The organism is Mesorhizobium sp. M1403 (assembly GCF_040317695.1).
In the GTDB taxonomy this organism is placed as follows: domain Bacteria; phylum Pseudomonadota; class Alphaproteobacteria; order Rhizobiales; family Rhizobiaceae; genus Mesorhizobium.
Genome location: NZ_JAMYKY010000010.1, coordinates 38,734 through 58,459, shown reverse-complemented (window position 1 = coordinate 58,459; position 19,726 = coordinate 38,734). Strand labels below are relative to the sequence as shown.

Annotated in this window: 15 protein-coding genes; 9 read left to right on the top strand and 6 right to left on the bottom strand. The window is 63.5% G+C overall.

Annotated elements, in window-relative coordinates:
- Window positions 1-69 precede the first annotated feature (69 nt).
- Window positions 70-2,172 (bottom strand): bifunctional rhamnulose-1-phosphate aldolase/short-chain dehydrogenase, encoded by a 2,103-nt coding sequence (locus NKH01_RS17865; protein WP_023719464.1) that lies wholly within the window; start codon window positions 2,170-2,172, stop codon window positions 70-72.
- Window positions 2,173-2,360: 188 nt separating this feature from the next.
- Here NKH01_RS17865 and NKH01_RS17860 point away from each other — a divergent pair, with 188 nt between their 5' ends.
- The 7 genes from NKH01_RS17860 (at window position 2,361) to NKH01_RS17830 (ending at window position 9,501) form a co-directional block, all read left to right on the top strand.
- The gene (locus NKH01_RS17860) at window positions 2,361-3,170 is read left to right on the top strand and encodes a DeoR/GlpR family DNA-binding transcription regulator (RefSeq protein ID WP_352493797.1); all 810 of its coding nucleotides are present in this window, start codon (window positions 2,361-2,363) and stop codon (window positions 3,168-3,170) included.
- 54 nt (window positions 3,171-3,224) lie between these two features.
- Window positions 3,225-4,220 carry a rhamnose ABC transporter substrate-binding protein gene (gene rhaS / locus NKH01_RS17855; RefSeq protein WP_023719466.1) on the top strand — a complete coding sequence of 332 codons (996 nt, stop codon included), beginning with the start codon at window positions 3,225-3,227 and terminating at the stop codon, window positions 4,218-4,220.
- A gap of 83 nt (window positions 4,221-4,303) precedes the next feature.
- A complete protein-coding gene (locus tag NKH01_RS17850; protein WP_352919182.1) occupies window positions 4,304-5,845 on the top strand; it encodes a sugar ABC transporter ATP-binding protein in 1,542 nt (513 codons plus the stop codon).
- Window positions 5,842-6,819 carry an ABC transporter permease gene (locus NKH01_RS17845; RefSeq protein ID WP_352493795.1) on the top strand — a complete coding sequence of 326 codons (978 nt, stop codon included), beginning with the start codon at window positions 5,842-5,844 and terminating at the stop codon, window positions 6,817-6,819. The genes NKH01_RS17850 and NKH01_RS17845 overlap by 4 nt, the downstream gene beginning before the upstream one ends.
- Window positions 6,816-7,817, top strand: coding sequence for an ABC transporter permease (locus NKH01_RS17840; protein WP_352482463.1), 1,002 nt, complete (start codon window positions 6,816-6,818; stop codon window positions 7,815-7,817). The genes NKH01_RS17845 and NKH01_RS17840 overlap by 4 nt, the downstream gene beginning before the upstream one ends.
- Window positions 7,817-8,134 carry an L-rhamnose mutarotase gene (gene rhaM / locus NKH01_RS17835; protein ID WP_352482465.1) on the top strand — a complete coding sequence of 106 codons (318 nt, stop codon included), beginning with the start codon at window positions 7,817-7,819 and terminating at the stop codon, window positions 8,132-8,134. The genes NKH01_RS17840 and rhaM overlap by 1 nt, the downstream gene beginning before the upstream one ends.
- Window positions 8,131-9,501: an FGGY-family carbohydrate kinase gene (locus NKH01_RS17830; RefSeq protein ID WP_352919180.1), complete on the top strand. Its 1,371-nt coding sequence runs from the start codon at window positions 8,131-8,133 to the stop codon at window positions 9,499-9,501. Before rhaM ends, NKH01_RS17830 begins: the two co-directional genes overlap by 4 nt.
- Before the next feature lie 36 nt (window positions 9,502-9,537).
- On the opposite strand, the gene NKH01_RS17825 is transcribed toward NKH01_RS17830, so the two are convergent.
- Together NKH01_RS17825 and galE are read right to left on the bottom strand one after the other, a co-directional pair.
- A complete protein-coding gene (locus tag NKH01_RS17825; RefSeq protein ID WP_353021437.1) occupies window positions 9,538-10,788 on the bottom strand; it encodes a D-amino acid dehydrogenase in 1,251 nt (416 codons plus the stop codon).
- 104 nt (window positions 10,789-10,892) lie between these two features.
- Window positions 10,893-11,888 (bottom strand): UDP-glucose 4-epimerase GalE, encoded by a 996-nt coding sequence (gene galE / locus NKH01_RS17820; protein WP_023719473.1) that lies wholly within the window; start codon window positions 11,886-11,888, stop codon window positions 10,893-10,895.
- A 265-nt stretch (window positions 11,889-12,153) separates the two neighbouring features.
- On the opposite strand from galE, the gene hemA reads away from it, so the two are divergent.
- Window positions 12,154-13,431, top strand: a complete 1,278-nt coding sequence (hemA, locus tag NKH01_RS17815; RefSeq protein WP_023719474.1) for a 5-aminolevulinate synthase — start codon at window positions 12,154-12,156, stop codon at window positions 13,429-13,431.
- Between the two features lie 92 nt (window positions 13,432-13,523).
- On the opposite strand, the gene NKH01_RS17810 is transcribed toward hemA, so the two are convergent.
- Window positions 13,524-14,690 (bottom strand): pyridoxal phosphate-dependent aminotransferase, encoded by a 1,167-nt coding sequence (locus tag NKH01_RS17810; protein WP_352547899.1) that lies wholly within the window; start codon window positions 14,688-14,690, stop codon window positions 13,524-13,526.
- 111 nt (window positions 14,691-14,801) lie between these two features.
- A complete protein-coding gene (gene mscL / locus NKH01_RS17805; RefSeq protein ID WP_023719476.1) occupies window positions 14,802-15,224 on the bottom strand; it encodes a large conductance mechanosensitive channel protein MscL in 423 nt (140 codons plus the stop codon).
- A gap of 233 nt (window positions 15,225-15,457) precedes the next feature.
- Here mscL and NKH01_RS17800 point away from each other — a divergent pair, with 233 nt between their 5' ends.
- On the top strand, window positions 15,458-18,946 hold the full coding sequence (locus NKH01_RS17800; RefSeq protein WP_353021433.1) for a PAS domain-containing hybrid sensor histidine kinase/response regulator: 3,489 nt from the start codon (window positions 15,458-15,460) through the stop codon (window positions 18,944-18,946).
- Between the two features lie 3 nt (window positions 18,947-18,949).
- On the opposite strand, the gene NKH01_RS17795 is transcribed toward NKH01_RS17800, so the two are convergent.
- Window positions 18,950-19,612 (bottom strand): response regulator, encoded by a 663-nt coding sequence (locus NKH01_RS17795; RefSeq protein WP_502893818.1) that lies wholly within the window; start codon window positions 19,610-19,612, stop codon window positions 18,950-18,952.
- Window positions 19,613-19,726 lie beyond the last annotated feature (114 nt).

Below are 19,726 nucleotides of genomic sequence, written 5' to 3'. Positions count from 1 at the left end.
GCGTCACTATTACGGGGAGAAGGTGCCGGCAGGCGGATGAGGGGCAGCGCAATCCTCAAAGACGGTCGCTTATCGCGTAAAACTCTGCGCGTTGCCGGCATCGACGTTGATGATGTTGCCGGTCGATTTTGCCGACATGTCGGAGGCGAAAAAATAGATCGCTTCGGCGATGTCCTCGGGGAATACCGACCGCTTCAGCATCGAGCGCGAGCGGTAATGCTCTTCGAGATCGTCGGTCGACATCTTGTAAGCGGCGGCGCGCTGTTCCTTCCATTCGCCGGTCCAGATCTTCGAGCCGCGCAGCACGGCGTCGGGATTGACGACATTGACCCTGATCTGGGCTTCCGCGCCTTCCAGCGCCAGGCAGCGCGCCAGATGGATCTCGGCAGCCTTGGCCGTGCAGTAGGCGGCGGCGTTTGGCGATGCGGCAAGGCCGTTCTTAGAGGCGACGAAGACTACGTTGCCGCCGATCTTTTGCGTCCGAAACAGCCGGAACGCCTCCCGCGAAACCAGGAAATATCCCGTCGACAAGATGTCCATGTTCTTGTTCCACAGCGCCAGCGTGGTGTCCTCGATCGGCGCCGAGGAGGCCAGGCCAGCGTTGGACACCAGGATGTCGATGCCGCCGAACTCGACCGCTGTCTCGGCAAAGCCGGAGATCACCTGATCCTCGGACGTGACGTTGATGACGACGGGCCGCACGAAATCCTTGCCGTAGGCCTTGGCAAGCTCGTCATTGGCGCTGGCAAGGGCTGCCTCGTCGATATCGGCCAGCACGACGCAGGCGCCTTCGCGCAGCAGCCGGTTGGCGGTGGCGCGGCCAATGCCGCCGGCGCCGCCGGTGACCAGCGCGATTTGGCCGGCAAGAGCTTTCGGTTTCGGCAGGCGCTGCAGCTTTGCCTCTTCGAGCAGCCAGTATTCGATATCGAAGGCTTCCTGGTCGGGCAGCCCGACATAGGTCGACACCGTCGAGGCGCCGCGCATGACGTTGATGGCGTTGACGTAGAATTCGCCCGATATACGCGCCGTCGCCTTGTCGCCGGCGAAGGTGAACATGCCGACACCGGGCATCAGATAGACCACGGCGTTCGGATCGCGCACCGGTGGCGAATCCGCGTGCTTGCAGCGGTCATAATAGGCCTGATAGCCGACGCGATACTCCGCCACATCGTCGACAAGACGGGCAATGACGGCATCGACATCGGGATTCCTGGGATCGAACTCGATGACCAGCGGCCGGATCTTGGTGCGCAGGAAGTGGTCCGGGCAGGATGTGCCGAGTGCCGCCAACGGCCGCAAATCCCTGGAATTGACGAATTCGAGCACCGCAGGAGAATCGTCGAAATGGCCGAGCTTGTGGCTTTTCTCCGAGATCAGGCCGCGGATCCTCGGCATCAGTTTTGCAGCCACAGCGCGACGCGCCGGTGCATCGAGCGATTTGACGATTTCGCCGCCGAAGATCGGCTTGCCCTGGCTCTTGCGCTCGAACCAGTCGATCGCCTGGTTGATCACCGAAATCGTCGTCTCGTAGCATTCCTTCGGCGTGTCGCCCCAGCTGAACAGGCCATGGCTTGCCAGCACGACACCCTTGGCCTCGGGGTTCTCGAGGCAGAATTTCTCCAGCCACAGGCCGAGTTCGAAGCCCGGGCGCTTCCATGGCAGCCAGCCGATCGTGTCGCCGAATATCTCCTTGGTCAGCGCCTGCGAATCCTTGGCGGCGGCAATAGCGATGATGGCGTCGGGGTGCATGTGGTCGACATAAGGCTTCGGCACGAAGGCATGCAGCGGTGTGTCGATCGAGGCCGCGCGCGGGTTGAGGTTGAAAGTGCAGTGGGGCAAATAGCCGACCATCTCGTCTTCATGTTCGAGGCCACGATAGAGACCTTTCAGCGCGCGCAATTTGTCCATGTAGAGCGTGGCGAAGCCGTCGAGTTTGATCGAGGCGCTGTCGCCGCCCGAGCCCTTGACCCACAGCACTTCCACGCTCTGCCCAGTGAGCGGATCGTTTTGCCAGATCTTGGAGGAGGTGTTGCCGCCGCCATAATTGGTGACGCGCTTGTCGGAGCCAAGAACATTCGAGCGATAGACCAGACGTTCGGGCTCGCTCATCGCTTGCGCTTTTGCGTCATCCCAAAGATTGGCGAGGCGCGTGCCGGAGCGCTTGTCGAGCATAGGTAATCCTCCCTTTGGGACACGCAAACGGCGCGGGTCCCTTTTGTGCGAATTTCTACGCAAGCGGCTGTCTTGTCAATCACAAACGATCAATATCAATCATATTGCACTGCACAATGAAATTATCTGATCGGAAATGATTGACACTGCGCGCTTTGGGTGCCTAGATGCTCAAGCAGGGAGGAACCATGCACGAGAAAGAGCGCCACAGGATCATTCTGTCCGCCGTCCAGGAAAAGCCTGTGGTGACGGTGCAGGAGATGGTCGACCTGACGGAGTCGTCGGAGGCGACGATCCGGCGCGACATCGCGGCATTGCATGTGCAAAAGCGGCTGCGCCGAGTGCGCGGCGGCGCCGAGGCGCTCTCGCCTCCGCAGTTCATCGGCCTTGCCGGCCGGCCGTTTTCCGTCAACGAGACGATCAACGCTTCGCAGAAGCGGGCGATCGCACGAGAGGCCGTGGAACTCTGCAAGGACGGCGAGCCGATCATCATCAACGGCGGCACCACCACGTTCCAGATGGTGCATTTCCTGAGCGGCCGCCGCATGCCGATCTTCACCAATTCCTTTCCGATCGCCGAGCACCTGCTCAGGCATTCCAAGAACACGGTGATGCTGTCGGGCGGCACCATCTACCGCGAGCAGAACATCATCCTGTCGCCCTTCGACAATGACGTGACGCGCAATTTCTACGCGCGCCGCATGTTCATGGGCGCGCAGGGACTGGGGCCGCTGGGTCTTATGGAAGGCGACCCGCTGCTGATCCAGGCCGAGCAGAAGCTTATCGACCAGGCGGACGAATTGGTGGTGCTGGTCGACTCCTCGAAATTCCGCAAGCGCTCGAGCCTGATCCTGTGCGGCCTGTCGCGCATCGCCACGGTGATCACCGACGACGGCATCGAGGATCGCGAAGCCAAGATGCTGGAGACCGCCGGCGTGACGCTGATCGTCGCCCGCACAACGGCAAGCAACAAGGAAGAATCTTCGCTGCAGGCCTGAGAAAACTCACGCCCGCAGCGGCGATGGAATGCAACGCTCAAGGGAGGATATTCGATGAGCTTTCTGAAGAAACTGATGGTTACGGCGGCGTTTTCCGCTGCCATGTTCGTGAATGCCGCCTATGCCGAAAACGTCAAGATCGCGCTGGTGGTGAAGTCGCTCGGCAACGGCTTCTTCGACGCCGCCAACAAGGGCGCCGAAGAGGCGGCCAAGGAACTCGGCGACGTCGAGATCATCTACACCGGCCCGACCAAGGCGACCGCCGAAGCGCAGATCGAAGTGGTCAATTCGCTGATCGCCCAGAAGGTCAACGCCATCGCCATTTCGGCCAATGACGCCGACGCGCTGGTTCCGGCGCTGAAGAAGGCGATGGAACGCGGCATCACCGTCATCTCGTGGGATTCAGGCGTCGCGCCGGAAGGCCGCCAGCTTCACCTCAACCCTTCCGACACCAACCTGATCGGCGAGACCATCATCAAGCTTGCCGCCGACTACCTGCCGGAAGGCGGCGATGTCGCCATCCTGTCGGCTTCGTCCACCGCGACCAACCAGAACGCCTGGATCGACGCGGCCAAGAAGGTGCTGCCGGAGAAGTTCCCCAAGATCAAGCTCGTCGCCACCGTCTATGGCGACGACGACTCGGCCAAGAGCACGGACGAGGCCAAGGGCTTGCTGAAGTCCTACCCGAACCTCAAGGCGATCATCGCACCGACCACGGTCGGCGTCGTTGCCGCCGCGCAGGTGGTGACCGATGAAGGCCTGATCGGCAAGGTCAACGTCACCGGCCTGGCGCTGCCGTCGGAGTTCAAGAAGTTCATCGACAACGGCGCCAGCCAAGCGGTTGCGCTGTGGAACCCGATCGACCTCGGCTATTCGGCCGTCTACCTCGCCCACGACCTGGCGGTGAAGAAGGAAGAGGCGAAGCCCGGTGCTACGCTGTCGATCGGCCGCGTCGGCAAGGTCACGCTCGACGACACCAACTCGGCTGCGATGGCTCCGCCCTTCCAGTTCGACAAGTCGAACATCGAAAAGTTCTCCAAGATCTATTGATCCTGGAGCCTTCGAACTGGTGCGGCGGGACCTTGGCCCCGCCGCGGCCTCAACCGGACCTAGTTTCAGGGCTTGATACGATTATGGACACGACAGCCCAACACGAAGTGGCGAAGGAAGCGCCTTTGTCTCCCGGGCCGCGGCTGACGCTGTCCGGCATCTCGAAAAGCTTTCCCGGCGTGCGCGCGCTGCACGATGTCAGCCTGTCGCTCTATCCCGGCCAGGTGACCGCGCTGATCGGCGAGAACGGCGCCGGCAAGTCGACGCTGGTCAAGATCATGACCGGCATCTATCAGCCCGATTCAGGCACAATCAACATCGACGGCCAGCCCGTCGCTTTGCCCAGCGCCCATGCCGCCTTCGGGCATGGCATCACCGCCATCCATCAGGAAACCGTGCTGTTCGACGATCTGACGGTGGCCGAAAACATCTTCCTCGGCCATGCGCCGCGCACCCGCTTCAAGACCATCGACTGGCGCACCATGCGCAAGAATGCCCGCGAGGTGCTGGACACGATGGGCGCCGGCCATATCGACGCCGATGCCAGGCTGAAGGATCTCGGCATCGCCAACAAGCATCTCGTCGCCGTTGCCCGCGCCATGTCGATCGACGCGCGGATCGTCATCATGGACGAGCCGACGGCAGCACTTTCGATGAAGGAGATCGAAGAGCTTTTCCTGCTGATCGAATTCCTCAAGAGCGACGGCAAGGCGATCCTGTTCATCAGCCACAAATTCGATGAGATCTACCGCATCGCCGACCGCTATACCGTGTTCCGTGACGGCGAGATGGTTGGCGAAGGCCTGATCAAGGATGCCGGCCAGAGCCAGATCGTGCGCATGATGGTCGGCCGCGCGGTCGACCATATCTTTCCGCAGCGCAAGGCCGAGATCGGCGCGCCGGTGCTGGCCGTCTCCGGCCTGTCGCATCCGACCGAGTTCGATGATATCGGCTTCGAGCTGCACAGGGGCGAGATCCTCGGCTTCTACGGTCTTGTCGGCGCCGGGCGCAGCGAGGTGATGCAGGCGATATCAGGCATCACCCGCACCAGCGGCGGCACGATCACGCTGGAAGGCAAAGCGATCGCGCCGAAATCGGCGGCGGATTCGATCGATGCCGGCATCGTCTATGTGCCGGAGGAACGCGGTAAGCAAGGCGTGGTGATCGGCCTGCCTATCTTCCAGAATGTCTCGCTGCCTTCGCTCAAGCGAACCTCCAAATCCGGCATATTGCGGCTGGCGGAAGAGTTTGCGCTAGCCCGCTCCTACACAGAGCGGCTCGACCTGCGCGCCTCCTCGCTCAGCCAGGACGTCGGCACGCTGTCGGGCGGCAACCAGCAGAAGATCGTCATCGCCAAATGGCTGGCGACCGCGCCCAAGGTGATCATACTGGACGAGCCGACCAAGGGCATCGACATCGGCTCGAAGGCCGCCGTGCACGGCTTCATGGCCGAGCTCGTCGCGCAAGGCCTGTCGGTTATCATGGTGTCGTCCGAACTGCCGGAAATTCTCGGCATGTCCGACCGTGTCGTCGTTATGCGCGAGGGCCGCATTGCCGCGGTCTACGACAATAAGGGGCTCGACGCCGAAACGCTGGTCAGGACGGCAGCGGGGATCGCGGCATGAAGGCTCTTCTCAAATACCGCGAAGTCTGGCTGCTGGCGGCAATCGCCGTGCTGATCGGGCTGATCTCGATGCGTTTTCCGGGCTTTGCCGCTCCCGGCAATGTGCGCCAGGTGTTCAACGACACGTCGATCCTGATGATCCTGGCGCTCGGCCAGATGGTGGTTATCCTGACCCGCTCGATCGACCTGTCGATGGCAGCCAATCTCTGCTTCACCGGCATGGTGGTGGCGATGCTGAACGCCGCGCATCCGGCAATCCCGATCCCGCTGCTGATCGTCATCGCACTTCTGGTCGGCCTGGTGCTCGGCGCCATCAATGGCCTGTTGGTGTGGCGGCTGAACATTCCCTCGATCGTGGTAACGCTCGGCACTCTCACCATCTACCGCGGCGCCACCTTCGTTATTTCAGGCGGCGCCTGGGTCAACGCCGACCAGATGAGCCCCGATTTCATCGGCCTGCAGCGCGCGACGTTCCTCGGCATACCGGTGCTGTCATGGATTGCCCTGCTGGTCATCGCCTTGTTCTTCCTTGTGATGACGCGCACGGCGCTCGGCCGCTCGATCTACGCCATCGGTGTCAACCCGACCGCATCGGTCTATGCCGGCATCGACGTCGGCCGGACGAAATTCATCGTCTTCTGCATTTCGGGGATGATCGGCGGCCTCTGCGGCTATCTCTGGATCTCGCGCTACGTCATCGCCTCGGTCGAGGTCGCCAACGGCTATGAGCTCAACATCATCGCCGCCTGCGTCATCGGCGGCATCTCCATCGCCGGCGGCATCGGCTCGGTCGGCGGCGCGGTGCTCGGCGCGCTGTTCCTCGGTATCATCTCCAACGCGCTGCCGGTGATCAATATCTCGCCCTTCTGGCAAATGGCGATTTCGGGCAGCGCCATCATCCTGGCCGTGGTGCTCAACGCGCGCGGCGAACGCCGGCAAGGCCGCATCATCCTCAAAAAGGCGGAAGTGGCATGACCGATACCCCTGCCCCGCGCCATGTTCCGAACCGACTCGACAAGCCGTTCACTGCGGCGATCTTCTCATGGGAGGCGCTGCTGGTCGTCGTGGCGGTCGCCATCTTTGCCGTCAACAGTTTTGCCTCGCCCTATTTCCTCGACGCGTGGTCGCTGTCGGACCTGACTTTCAACTTCACCGAAAAGGCGCTGATCGCGCTGGCCATGGCACTGCTGATCATCTCCGGCGAAATCGACCTGTCGGTCGCCGCTATCATCGCACTCGCCTCGACGATGATGGGCATGGCGGTGCAGGCCGGCGCCGGCACGCCTGTCCTGGTGGCAATCGGCATCGTCGTCGGGCTCGGCTGCGGCGCCTTCAACGGGCTGCTCGTCACCAGGCTGGGGCTGCCGTCGATCGTCGTCACCATCGGCACGATGAGCCTGTTTCGCGGCGTTGCCTTCATCATCCTCGGCGACCAGGCCTACAAGGGCTATCCCGCGAGCTTCGCCTTCTTCGGCCAAGGTTATGTCTGGTGGGTGGTGTCGTTCGAACTGACGCTTTTCCTGGTTGCGGCCGTCGTCTACTGGTTCCTTCTGCACCGGACGAGCTTCGGCCGCCGGGTCTTTGCCATCGGCAACAACCCGGTTGCGGCGCAGTTTTCCGGCGTGCGTGTCGGCCGCATCAAGTTCATCCTGTTTTGCCTGACCGGCCTGATGGCGGGCATCGCCTCGGTGCTGATTACGTCACGGCTCGGCTCGACCCGGCCGTCGATCGCGCAGGGCTACGAACTCGAAGTCATCACCATGGTGGTGCTCGGCGGCGTCAGCATTCTCGGCGGCGCCGGCAGCATTCTGGGCGTCGTGCTGGCGGCCTTCATCATGGGGCTGGTGACCTTCGGTCTTGGCCTGCTCAACGTGCCGGGGATCGTCATGTCGATCTTCATCGGCCTGCTGCTGATCATCGTCATCGCGCTGCCGATCCTGTGGCAGCGCGTGCGGCGGGAGCGCTTTGCCTGATGCCCGAAAAATATGCGTTCAAGATGAAGCTCAATCCCGGCATGAAGGCCGAATACAAGAGGCGCCACGACGACATCTGGCCGTCACTCGTCGCGTTGCTAAAACAGGCTGGTATCTCCGATTACTCGATCCATCTCGACGAGGAGACCAACACCTTGTTCGGCGTGCTGTGGCGCCGTGACGACCATGGCATGGACGAATTGCCTAAGCATCCGGCGATGCAGCGCTGGTGGGCCGAGATGGCAGACATCATGGAAACCAAGCCGAACAACGAGCCGGTGGCGGTGCCGCTGGAAACAATGTTCCATATGGAATGACCCGCCACGTCGCCGTCATCGATATCGGCAAGACCAACGCCAAGGTGGCGCTGGTCGATCTCGCCGCAGCAAGCGAAGTGGCGCTGCGCAGGATGGTCAACGAGCCGGTTCGGCAACGCCCGTATCCGCACCACGACGTCGAGCGGTTATGGGCGTTCATCCTCGGCAGCCTGGCCGAGATCGATCGCGAGCAGCGCATCGACGCGATATCGATCACCACCCATGGCGCAACGGCGGTGCTGGCCGACGCATCAGGCGAACTGGCGCTGCCGGTGCTCGATTACGAGTTCGACGGTCCGGATGCCTTCGCCAAGGACTACGACGCGATCCGCCCGCCTTTCACCGAGACCGGCACGCCGCGCCTGCCGGCCGGCCTCAATCTCGGCGCGCAGTTGTTCTGGCAGCAGAAGCGCTTTCCAGCGGATTTCGCCAGGGCCGCCGCGATGCTGATGTATCCGCAATACTGGGCCTTGCGCCTGACCGGCGTCGCCGCCAGCGAGGTGACTTCGCTCGGCTGCCACACCGATCTGTGGAACCCGTGGAAAGCGGATTTTTCCTCACTGGTCGACCGGCTGGAATGGCGCCGGCTAATGGCGCCGGTGCGGCAGGCCAAGGACCGCTTGGGCCCGATCCTGCCCGCTCTGGCGCGGCAAACCGGCCTCGATCCGCAAACGCCGGTGTATTGCGGCCTGCACGATTCCAACGCCTCGCTGCTGCCGCATCTCCTGTCCGACAAGCCGCCTTTCTCCGTCGTCTCGACCGGCACCTGGGTGGTGTCGATGGCGGTTGGCGGCAGCAAGGTCACGCTCGATCCGGCGCGGGACACGCTGGTCAATGTCAACGCGTTCGGCGATGCCGTGCCCTCGGCGCGCTTCATGGGTGGCCGCGAGTTCTCCGTGCTGACGGAAGGCCAATCGGAAGACTGGACCGAAGACGATGTCGCCGCGGTGCTCGCGCGCAAGACGTCCCTATTGCCTTCGATCCAACGGGGTTCGGGGCCGTTTCCGCACTGCGCCGCGGCATGGCTTAACGCGGACGGCATCAACAATGGCCAGCGCTTTGTCGCCATCTCGTTCTACCTGGCGCTGATGACCGCGACCTGCCTCGATCTGATCGGCGGCGGGGGGTCAACCATCGTCGAAGGACCCTTCGCCCGCAACCGGCTGTTCACCCGCATGCTGGCTGCGGCGACGGCGCGCGCCGTCATTGCCTCCGCGGCTGCGACAGGCACCAGCATCGGCGCCGCCTTGCTGGCGTCGGACCAGGGGACACCGCAAGGCAGAGGCGAAAGGACCGAACCGTCGGCCGATCCACTCTGGACAAGTTACGTGCGCTCCTGGCGTTCGGCAGTCGACGAACGAGCCTGACCGCCGAGCTCATGGCGCCCTGCGGTCAGGCCGTTGCTAGCCCGCGTAGAGCAATCCTTGTGGATCGATCTCCGGCTTGCGGCCGGCGACCACGTCGGCAAGGAATTTTCCCGAACCGCAGGCCATGGTCCAGCCGAGATGGCCGTGGCCGGTATCGAGATATAGATTGTCATACCGCGCCCGGCCGATGACCGGCACGGAGTTCGGCATCATCGGGCGAAGTCCAGCCCAGAGCTCGGCCTTGCTCTCGTCGAAGGCGCCGGGGAACAGGTCCTTGCCGGTGTTCAGGATCGAGTTGAAATCGCGCGGCTTGAACGTGCGGTCGAAACCGGTGAACTCCGCCGTCGAGGACATCCGCAGCCGATTTCCCAGCCTGGAATAGCCGATCAGCCGGTCCTCGTCGGCGCCGCCCATGATCGGCCCCTTGCTTTCATCTTCCAGCGGAACGGTCACGGTATAGCCCTTCACGGGATAGACGGGCAGGTCGATGCCGTAGCGGCGGCCGAGCAGACCGCTCTCCGGCCCCATGGAAATGACCACGGCGTCGCCGGCCACCGGGCCGGCCGAGGTCATCACCGCGCGCACCCGGTCGCCGTCGATGTCGAGGCCTTCGACCGTCGTGCCGTAGAGGAATTGGACACCGAGTTTTTCGGCGGCATAGGCAGCGAGGCGCTGCGTGAATTGACTGGAATCGCCGGTCTGGTCGATCGGCGAATAGACGCCGCCGGCAATTTTGTCCTTGGCTCCGGCAAGGCCGGGCTCGAGCTCGACCAGCCGGTCGCGGCCGACGATCTCGATCGGCAGGCCATGTTCGGCGAGATAGCGGTAATTGTCGGTGCCGGTATCAAAGCTCTGCTGCGAGCGGAAGAAATACAGAATGCCTTTCTTGCGCTCGTCATAGGGAACGCCGGTGTCAGCGGAGATGGCGTTGATGCAGTCGCGTGAATAAAGCGCCAGGCGCAGCTTGATCTCGGTGTTGGCGCGCATGCGCTTATGCGTGCACTGGCGCAGGAAGCGCAGGCTCCAGGCGACAAAATACGGATCGAAGCGCAGCCGCACCTTGATGCCGAGATCGTGGTTGTAGAGGGCTCGCAGGAACGTTTTAAGCGCGGCGGGCGAAGCCCAGGCGGTGGCATCGCCGGGAGATACCAGGCCGGCATTCGACTGGCTGGTGCCGCGCGCCGCCGCCGGATGGCGCTCGATCACCGTGACTTCATGGCCGTCGCTGGCCAGACAATAGGCCGCCGCCGTGCCAACGACGCCGGCTCCAAGCACCGATATTTTCATGCCGCCCCCAAGTCGAACGCAGCCGAACGCCTGCACGCTCAGCCGTGAGGCCCTTCAATAGCGCCTCTGCCTCCTGCCGACGAGCCCTTGCGGAGAGCCCGCGCTTAGCCCAGAGCCGAATTCTTGCTGGTCAGGATGCGCTCCCAGGCAAGCGCATCGGAGACGATCTGGTCGAGGTTGTCACGCTGCGGGGTCCAGCCGAGTTCGCCGCGGGCCAGCTCCGAATTGGCGACAACCGCGGCGGCGTCACCGGGGCGGCGCTCGCCCATCCGCACCTCGAAATCATGGCCGAAGACGCGGCGTACGCTGTCGATGACCTCGAGCACCGAATAGCCGTGGCTGTAGCCGCAATTGGCGACCAGGCTCGATCCGCCGGCACGCAGCCGCTGCAGGGCCAGCCGATGCGCCGCCGCCAGGTCGCTGACATGGATATAGTCGCGCATGCAGGTGCCGTCCGGCGTCGGATAGTCGGTGCCGAACACCTGCATGAAGGGGCGCTTGCCGAGCGCCGTCTCGCAGGCGACCTTGATCAGATGCGTGGCGCCGGGCGTCGACTGGCCGGTGCGGCCCTTCGGGTCGGCGCCAGCGACGTTGAAATAGCGCAGCGCCGTATAGCGCAGCCCATAGGCAATAGCCGCGTCGCGGAGCATCCATTCGCTCATCAGCTTGGACAGGCCGTAGGGCGATTCCGGCGCAAGCCTGGCGTCCTCGCGCACCGGCTCCAGGCCGGCGCCGCCATAGACGGCGGCGGTCGAGGAAAAGATGAAATTGGGCACGCCTTCGCGCACCGCGGTCTCGATCAGGGTGCGTGTCTTGCAAGTGTTATTCTCGTAATAGGCAAGCGGGTCGGCCACCGATTCGGGCACGACAATCGAGCCGGCGAAATGGATGATCGCGTCGACCTTGTTGTCGCGGATGATCGAGGCGACCAATTCCTTGTCGGCGACATCGCCGACGACGAGCTTTGCTTCCGGAGCCACCGCCCATTCAAAGCCGGTCGAAAGCCGGTCGAGGACGACGACGCTGTCGCCCGTGTCCAGCAACTCCCAGACCATATGGCTGCCGATATAGCCGGCACCGCCTGTCACCAAAACCGTCATCCGCATCCTCGCTATTCATGATTTATCGGAACTGTCTCAATCGTCGCCGTACTGGAAAACCTGCCGCCAGGCCATTACAATCTGCGGTAACCAGTCTCATCGGCGGGTGGCATTGTCCTGAAACAAGATTGATCCACATCAAGGGAATAGGCCACGTTCCGTGGTCGTTAGGAACAGGCCTGGGGCGTGGCATTTTGACCAAAACGGTGCGGTGGACGGCGAATAGGCCAATGACTATGATCCCGCGCAAAATTGGGAAGGCGACATGAATTACCAGCGGTTCTTCGAGGAAGCGATCGACCAGCTCCATGCAGAGCGTCGCTATCGCGTCTTCGCCGACCTTGAGCGTATCGTGGGAAAATTCCCGCGCGCCATCTGGCGTGCCAATGGCCGCGCCGAGGAAATCACCGTCTGGTGCTCCAACGATTATCTCGGCATGGGCCAGCATCCCGACGTCATCGCCGCGTTCCAGAAGGCGGCAGGCAAAATGGGATCGGGGGCCGGCGGCACCCGCAACATTTCGGGCACCAGCAACCCGCTGGTCGAGCTCGAACTGGAGCTTGCCGACCTGCACGACAAGGAAGCGGCACTGGTTTTCACCTCCGGCTTCGTTTCAAACGAAGCGTCGATCTCGACCATTGCAAAGCTGCTTCCCAATTGCCTGATCATCTCGGACGAGCTTAACCACGCTTCGATGATCGAGGGTGTGCGGCGCTCGGGCGCCGAGAAGAAGATCTTCCGCCATAACGACGTCGCGCATCTCGAAAGCCTGCTGCAGGCGGCCGGCCGCGAGCGTGCCAAGCTGATCGTCTTCGAGAGCGTCTATTCGATGGATGGCGACATCGCGCCGATCAAGCAGATCGTCGACCTCGCCGAGCGTTACAATGCGATGACTTATATAGACGAGGTCCATGCCGTCGGCATGTACGGGCCGCGCGGCGGCGGCATCACCGAGCGCGAAGGGCTGGCCGACCGCATCGACATCATCGAGGGCACACTGGCCAAGGCGTTCGGCACGCTTGGCGGCTACATCACCGGCACCAGCGCCGTGATCGACGCCGTGCGCTCCTATGCGCCGGGCTTCATCTTCACCACGGCGCTGCCGCCGGCGATCGCTGCCGCGGCAACCACCTCGATCCGCCATCTCAAGCGCTCGCAGGCCGAGCGCGACGCGCAGCTGCGTCAGGCGACGCGGACCAAGGAAGTGCTTGCCGCGGCCGGCCTGCCGGTAATGGAGTCACCTACCCACATCGTGCCGCTGCTGGTCGGCGATCCCGAGCTCTGCAAGATGGCCAGCGACCGCCTGCTCGGCGTGCACGGCATCTATATCCAGCCGATCAATTACCCGACAGTGCCGCGCGGCACCGAACGGCTGCGCATCACGCCGACACCGTTCCATTCTGACGCGCTGATTGCCTCCTTACAGGACGCGCTAGTCGAGACATGGGATGCGTTGGGGATTCCCTACGGTTCGGCCGGCCGGCCTTCAGTGGCCAAGAGCGACCGCGTCATTCCGTTGCTGGTGCCGAAGTCGGGCGGGTAACCTCCGCCGCTACGGGCACCATTGCGGAAGCCGCCTATCGGTGCCGCCTCATTTTTCAGTGCTGCGATGCCTGGCGCGAAGCTCAACACACCTCACACAGTCTTCATCCATTTCGCCAGCCGGTGCGCGGCTTCTTCGAGCTGGTCGAGGCGGCGGTGGAAGCATAGCCTGAGGAAAGCTTCGCCGCCGGGGCCGAAGGCGGTGCCGGGGGCCAGGCCGACATTGGCGCGGTCGACCATGTCGAAAGCGGCAGCGCGGGAATCGGTGATGCCGTCGACGGCGAAGAACAGATAGAACGCGCCCTGCGGCACGGTGAACCGCGCCCTGCCGGTTTCGGCGAGAATGCCGCAGACGAGGTCGCGCGCCGCCCTCGCCCGCTCCACCTGTTCGACGATGAAGGCATCGCCCTCGTCGAGGGCGACGACGGCGCCGCGCTGCATGAATTGCGCAACGCCGGAAGTCGAATACTGGACCAGGTTCTCGAACACCTGCTGCAAGGCGGGATGGATCTTGATCCAGCCGATGCGCCAGCCGGTCATCGCCCAGTTCTTGGAAAAGGAATTGACGAACAGGATGCGGTCCTCATCGGCCATGATGTCGATGAACGACGCCGCGCGGCCATGGCCGTAGTGGAACAGCGAATAGATCTCGTCGGCAATGATCCACAGGCCCCTTTCGCGGGCGAGATCGAGGATTGCCTGCAGCGTCTCCTTGTCGGCGGTCCAGCCGGTCGGGTTGGACGGCGTGTTGACGAACAGCGCCTTGGTCCGTGGCGTGATCGCCGCTGCGATCTTGTCGACATCGCAGGACCAGCCATTGCCGGACTGATCAAGGGTGACTGCAACCGGAACGGCGCCGGCCACGCCGGCGGCGGCGGCGAAATTCGGCCATGCCGGCGACAGGTAGACAAGTTCGTCGCCCTTGCCGGCCACCGCGTCGATGGCCATCTGGATGGCATGCATGCCGGAGCCGGTGACGATGAATTCTTCGTTGGCGAAAGTCTTGCCGAAATGCCTGGTGTAGTAGCGGGCGAGCGCCTGCCTGAGTTCGGGAATGCCCCGCTGCCAGGTGTAGAAGGTCTCGCCGGCGGCCAGCGCCTTGGCGGCGGCATCGGTGATGAAGGCAGGCGTCGGCAGGTCGCCCTCGCCGGCCCAAAGCGGGATCATACCGTCGCGGCCGCGGCCACGATTCATGACGGCGACAATGCCGCTTTCGGGCGCCGCCCGCGCTTCGGCGCGCAGAGTATCGATCAGGGTCATGGATGGGTCCGTTTTCGTTTGCTCGACTGCTAGCGTGTTTCAGGGCGGACGAAAACAGAAAACCCCGGCCGCAAGCGACCGGGGTTTTGGTCCAGAAAGTTGCCGCAGGCGCTACTTTCTGGCGAGGAGATCGCGAATTTCGGTGAGCAGCGCGACGTCGGCTGGTGGCGGAGCGGCCGGGGTAGCCGGTTTCTCGCGCTCCAGCCGCTGGCGCAGATTGTTCACCGCCTTGACCATCAGGAAGATAATGAAGGCGAGGATAAGGAAGTTCAACGCCACGGTGATGAAGCTGCCATAGGCGAAGACCGCGCCCTGTTTCTTGGCATCCGCCAGCGATGTGGCGTTAACGGCCGAGGACAAGGGCAGAAAGTAGTTGTTGAAGTCTAATCCGCCCAAAATCGCCCCGATGACCGGCATGATGATGTCGTCGACCAGCGAGGTGACGATCTTGCCGAAGGCAGCGCCGATGATGACGGCGACGGCCAGGTCCATCACATTGCCCCTGGAAATGAATTCCTGAAACTCTTTCAGCATTCGACCCTCCTTTTCCTGACCGGCCGTGCTGCCGTCCACGCCCTCGGCATCGACCGGCAGGCAGAATAGCAAAAACCTGCGGTTGCGACAGGAGCAAAGACGTGTTTCCCCGGCCTGGATTGCGCGAAGCCGCGGCCATAATGCGCCGAAAGCCGCGATGGACTCGGTGGCCAAGCTGTGATTGCGTCTGCAAGGCCGGATGAAAAAGCCGGCGCAGGGAGGAAGTTCGAGGCGTGCAGGGCTGGTTCATCGTCATCATCGCGATCGCCTATGTGACGTTGCTGTTTGCTATCGCCAGCCTGGGCGACCGGCGCTCGACTTCATCCGGGCCTGGCCGCGCCCGGCCCTTTATCTATGCGCTCAGCCTCGCCATCTACTGCACCTCCTGGACCTTCTTCGGCTCGGTCGGGCTCTCCTCCGAGCGCGGCCTCGAATTCCTCGGCATCTATATCGGACCGGTTCTGGTGTTCGTGTTCGGCTTTCCGCTGCTGCAGCGCATCGTCAGGCTGGCAAAGACCGAGAAGATCACCTCGATCGCCGACTTTCTCGGCGCCCGCTACGGCAAGAGCTTCGCTGTCGCGGCGATCGCCACGCTGATCGCAACCATAGGCGCGGTGCCTTACATGGCGCTGCAATTGAAGGCGATCTCCGGCTCGGTCAGCCTGATGGTCGAGCACTATACCGGCTCGCCGCCGTCGTTCGATCCGTTCGTCAGCGACATCTCGCTTGTCGTTGCCATGCTGCTGGCGCTGTTTGCCGTGCTGTTCGGCACGCGCCATGCCGACGCCACCGAACACCAGGACGGTCTGGTGCTGGCGGTGGCGGTCGAGACCGTGGTCAAGCTCGCCGCCTTCCTGGCGATAGGCCTGATGGTCACGTTTCTGATCTTCGGCGGGCCAGGCGATATGTTCGACCGGCTCGCCGAAAACACGCAGGTGCGCCAGGCGATGGGCTACAACACCTCGCTCGCGACCTGGCTGGTACTGACATGCCTGAGCGGCTTTGCCATCCTCATGCTGCCGCGCCAGTTCTACGTCACCATCGTCGAGAACCGCAGCGAGGCTGAGCTGCGCACGGCGACATGGGTGTTTCCGCTCTATCTCGTGGCAATCAACCTGTTCGTGCTGCCGATCGCGCTGGCCGGCCTGGAACTGGTCGGCCCCAGGACCAGCAGCGACCTCTATGTGCTGTCACTGCCGCTGTTCAGCGGCCACGACGTTCTGGCCATGGCCGCCTTTATCGGCGGCCTGTCGGCGGCGACGGCAATGGTGATCGTCGAAAGCGTCGCGCTGTCGATCATGATCTCCAACGACCTGGTCATTCCGCTGTTCGTGAGGCGATTGCTGCGGACCACGACCTCAGAGAGCGAGGACTGGTCGACGCTCATCCTCAATGTACGGCGGGCGGCGATCTTCATCATGCTGTTCATCGCCTTCCTCTATTATCGCGAGAGCACCAACAGCGCGCGGCTATCCTCGATCGGCCTGATGTCGTTCGCCGCGATCGCGCAGTTCGCGCCGGCAATGATCGGCGGCCTGGTCTGGCGCGGCGCCAACGGAAGGGGTGCGGCACTCGGCATGGTGGCCGGCATCGTCGTCTGGAGCTACACGCTGCTGCTTCCCTCGCTCGCCGCGCCCGACACCGGCATCCTCGTCCACGGCCTGTTCGGCTTCGATGCATTGCGGCCGCAGGCTCTGTTCGGCACCGTCGCCGAGCCGCTGAACCATGGCGTGCTGTGGAGCCTGTCGATCAACACGCTGTTTTTTGTGTTCGGCTCACTGTCACGCGCGTCGGTGCCGCTGGAACGCATCCAGGCGTCGATCTTCGTGCCGCGCGAGGCGGGGCCGCTGCCGAGCCTGCGCCGCTTCCGCACCACGATCACCGTCAACGACCTCAAGGACACGATCGCGCGCTATCTCGGTGTCGAACGCACCGAGCGCTCCTTCCAGTCATTCGAGAAGAGCAGCGGCACTTCACTGCACGGCAACGAACAGGCCAGCATGGATGTCATCCGCTTCTCCGAGCAGCTTCTGGCCAGTGCCGTCGGCTCCTCCTCGGCGCGGCTGATCCTGTCGCTGCTGCTGCGCCGCAACGACCGCGAATCCAAGGACGCCTTCCGCCTGCTCGACGACGCCACCGAGGCGCTACAGCACAATCGCGACCTGCTGCAGATCGCACTCGACCAGATGGAACAGGGCATCACCGTCTTCGACCGCGATTTCCGGTTGATCTGCTGGAACCGCCAGTACCGGGCGCTGTTCGACCTGCCCGACGAAATGGGCCAGGTCGGCGTCTCGCTCGATCGTATCCTGCGCCACCTTGCCGAGCGCGGCGATATACCGCCAGACCAGCGCGTCACCATGCTGAACCGCCTGACCAGCTTCGTCAGCCCATGGCAGATGGAGCTGAAGACCAGCGGGCGTATCCTGGAATTGCGCTCCAATCCGATGCCGGACGGCGGCATCGTCGCCACCTATGCCGACATCTCAGGGCGCGTCGAGCAGGATCTGGCGCTGAAGCGCGCCAATGAATCGCTGGAACAGCGCGTGAAGAGCCGCACCGCCGAGCTCACCCGCGTCAACGAGGAGCTGGCGCAGGCGCAGATGCTGGCCGAGGAGGCCAATCTCGGCAAGACGCGCTTCCTCGCTGCCGCCGGCCACGACATCCTGCAGCCGCTGAACGCCGCCCGCCTCTATTGCTCGTCGCTGATCGAGAAGACCGGCAAGGGGCCTGCCGGTAAGGCGGCGATGAATATCGAATCGTCGCTGGAATCGGTCGAGACCATCCTCGGCGCGGTGCTCGACATTTCGCGCCTCGATGCCGGCGCGATGAAGCCGGACGATACGAGCTTCGGCCTCGACGGGCTGCTGCGCCAGATCGGCAACGACTTCCGGCCGCTTGCCGCCGAAAAGAAGCTCGAACTCTCGATCATGCCGTCGTCGCTCAGCGTCATGACGGATCGAAATCTGCTGCGCCGGCTGATCCAGAACCTGGTCTCCAACGCCATCAAATATACGCGCCATGGCCGCATCCTGGTCGGCGTGCGGCGGCGCGGCGAACTGGCCGAGATCCAGGTTATCGACACCGGCATCGGCATTGCCGGCGACAAGCTCAACACCGTGTTCCGCGAATTCACCCGGCTCGACGAGGGCATGCGCGAGGCGGAAGGCCTCGGCCTGGGGCTCTCCATCGTCGACCGCATCGCCCGCGTCCTGCGCCTCGAAATCCGGATCTTCTCCAATCCCGGCAAGGGCACGCGCTTTTCCGTGCTGCTGCCGGTGGCGGCCGTGCAGGCACCGCGACGCGAGGCTGAGGTGAAGGCACCTGCCCATGCCGCGGCCTCGCTTGCCGGGCTGCGTGTGCTCTGCATCGACAATGACGGCCGCATCCTCGATGGCATGCGGCTGCTGCTCGAGGGCTGGGGCTGCAGCGTCGACACGCTTTCCGGCGCGGAGGATCTCGACAGGTCCGCCATGCATCGGCCGGACATCGTGCTTGCCGACTATCATCTCGACGACAAGACCGGCCTCGAATTGATCGCCCAGTTGCGTGCGATCCATGGCGAGGACCTGCCGGCCGTGCTGGTCACCGCCGACCGCTCCAGCGAGGTTCGCGCCGCCGCCGGCAGGCTCGACGTGCCTGTGATCAGCAAGCCGTTGAAACCGGCGATGCTGCGCTCGATGATGGCCAGGGTCAGGCCGCTGGCGCCGGCGGCCGAATAAGAATCAGCCGGCGGCCTGCACCGGGTCGCTGCCGATCTTGGACAAAAGGATGACCGCCTGGGTGCGGCTGTCGACGCCGAGCTTCTGCAGGATGGCCGAGACATGCGCCTTGATCGTCGCTTCGGAGACGCCGAGCTCATAGGCTATCTGCTTGTTGAGCAGTCCCTCCGCCAGCATGCCGAGCACGCGCGTCTGCTGTGGCGTCAGCGCCTGCAGCCGCTTGATCAGGTCGGAAATCTCGGGATCGCGCTCGACGCCGAGATCGACCCCGGCGGGTGCCGCGATATCACCTGCGAGCACCGACTGCACCGCATTGCGGATCTCTTCCATGCTGGCCGATTTGGAGATGAACCCCGAGGCGCCCAGGTCGAGCGCGCGCCGGATCGTCACCGGATCGTCATGCGCCGAGACCACCATCATCGGCACCGCCGGATGGATGCCGCGCAACGAGATCAGGCCGGAAAGGCCGCTTGCGCCCGGCATCGAGAGGTCGAGCAGGACCAGATCGACATCCTCATTGGCCAGGACCAGCGCCTTGGCGCTTTCGAAATCGCCGGCCTCGTGAATGGCGGCAACATCTCCGATGCCGGCGAGTGCCTCCCTCAATGCACCGCGAAAAAGCGGATGATCGTCGGCGATGACGAATGTGTAGCCCAACGGTGATATCCCTCCCCGAATCCCGTTGGCGATTTTCCGCCTTGCAGGATCTGAACGATCATAACGCTACGCCGCTGTTCGGCGTGGCCGGCTTGCTATTCCCGCCCTAGGTCTTTTTGCGAA